We start from the raw sequence: 1394 nt of genomic DNA on the forward strand, positions 1-1394 counted from the left end.
TACTGCATGTATGGACCCGACACCTTTTGCAAGGCCTCGAATGACGAAAAAGCGGTCTGCATGCATGTATACGGCTAGCTTGTTGGGCCATGTCGATACGCTGCCCGCAGCCTTGATGAGATCCGCGCATCACATCCTGAGCAATTTAGCGGCTTGACAACAGCTCAGCCGGCAGTAAAAACAGGTTCTGCAATGCTGGTCTAACCGATTTTGTCATCACGAGAAGTCTCGCAAACCAGTGGGGTGCTCCTTTGCTTGAAGTGCTATGACTTGAGTAGAACGAACGCGTTTTCAAGCTGGCGCTTGGTAAGGCGTATCACTGCTGAGCAGTACTTGAATGACACGTGCATTCTTGTTGGCCAGCGCCACCGCCGTGCGGTTATAGCCGCGACGCGCAATCAATTCGCGTAACCAGCGACTGCGTACATCCATCTTGTTGCCGACATAGCGCAAGACTGATCTGGCACCGTGGATCAGCAGGGTGCGCAAATAGGCGTCTCCTCGCTTGCTGATGCCTTGGAGTCGTGACTTGCCGCCAGAGGAATACTGTTTCGGCACGAGGCCAAGCCACGCGGTCAGATGCCGGCCGTTCCTGAACTGCCTGGCGTCACCGACGGCGGCGACAACAGCCGTTGCGGTAATTGGACCGATGCCATCAATGGCAGCAATCTTCTTACACAAGGTAGATGCCTTCATGAAGGACTTGATCGCGGTTTCGGCGTGGTCAATCCGGTCTTCAAGTACAGAGATCTGCTCAAGCAGTTCAGTCAGCAGTGCCTGGCAGAACGGAGTTAGCTCGCCAGCACATTGCGCCAGTATGTCCGGCATCGCCCTTTTGAACGCTTCGGGTGATTGGGAAATAATGACACCACGCTCCCCAAGCAGACCTCTGGCCTGGTTGATGATAGCTGTTCGCTGCTGCACCAGCAGGTTACGCACCCGGTGTGCTGCCTGGATATCCTGTTGCTCGACAGATTTGATTGCCACGAAACGCATTGAAGGTCGACAGGCAGCCTCCACAATAGCTTCGGCGTCATTGCGGTCGTTCTTGTTGGTCTTGACGAACGGTGCAACATACTGAGGGCTGATCAGACGGACTTCCATGCCCAGTTCCTGAAACCGCCGCGCCCAGTGGTGTGCCGAGCTGCAGGCTTCCATCACCACAACCTCGGGCTGGAGTTGCCGAACCGTTGTAAGCAGGTCAGCGCGATTCACCTTGGAACGGTGCAGTGCACGCCCGTGGCGGTCAGCGCCGTGCAGTTGGAAGACTCGCTTGGCCAGATCAATTCCGAGAACGGTAACCTTCATGATGGACCTCCGGTGAAGAACGGTTGATCGAACATGTAGTTTCCCCGAAGGGAAGGTGTCGGGTCCATCTCAGTAATTTACGACGG

1 protein-coding gene is annotated in these 1394 nt (G+C 55.5%); it reads right to left on the reverse strand.

What is annotated here, in order from left to right:
- Positions 1–291: 291 nt before the first annotated feature.
- Positions 292–1308 (reverse strand): IS110 family RNA-guided transposase, encoded by a 1017-nt coding sequence (locus FH061_RS30120; protein ID WP_151639498.1) that lies wholly within the window; start codon positions 1306–1308, stop codon positions 292–294.
- Between the last annotated feature and the right edge of the window lie 86 nt (positions 1309–1394).

This window comes from Noviherbaspirillum aerium, assembly GCF_008929045.1.
GTDB classification, from domain to species: Bacteria; Pseudomonadota; Gammaproteobacteria; order Burkholderiales; family Burkholderiaceae_D; genus Noviherbaspirillum; species Noviherbaspirillum aerium.

Excerpts from the sequence above, each read along its gene's own strand:
- FH061_RS30120 (WP_151639498.1), bottom strand. The coding sequence starts at position 1,308 with ATGAAGGTTACCGTTCTCGGAATTGATCTGGCCAAGCGAGTCTTCCAA.